Below are 232 nucleotides of genomic sequence, written 5' to 3' on the forward strand. Positions count from 1 at the left end.
GTTCATGCAAGTAGGTTTCAGCGACGTCAATGGTGGCAATATCGAGCATAAAACGACGGCCAAGTAACACCGGGTAATCCAGGTGAGTACGGTCGTTAAGCGTAAACTCAACATTTTCACGAATGGGGCCTAACGTCATGAGCAGTGAAATGACTGGACGTGACTCTTCACCAGACGCCTGGACAATTTTCACACGACGCTCAATGGGCGCTTCGATCCACTCGTCGCGGAC

At 50.9% G+C, this 232-nt stretch carries 1 protein-coding gene; it reads right to left on the reverse strand.

Annotated features, from left to right (window positions below; all coding sequences use genetic code 11):
• Positions 1 to 232, reverse strand: a 232-nt coding sequence (locus R0J92_RS27065) for a RimK/LysX family protein (RefSeq protein WP_411053955.1), incomplete at both ends; no start/stop codon positions are given.

This window comes from Tritonibacter sp. SIMBA_163 (assembly GCF_046535935.1).
GTDB lineage: Bacteria > Pseudomonadota > Alphaproteobacteria > Rhodobacterales > Rhodobacteraceae > Epibacterium > Epibacterium scottomollicae.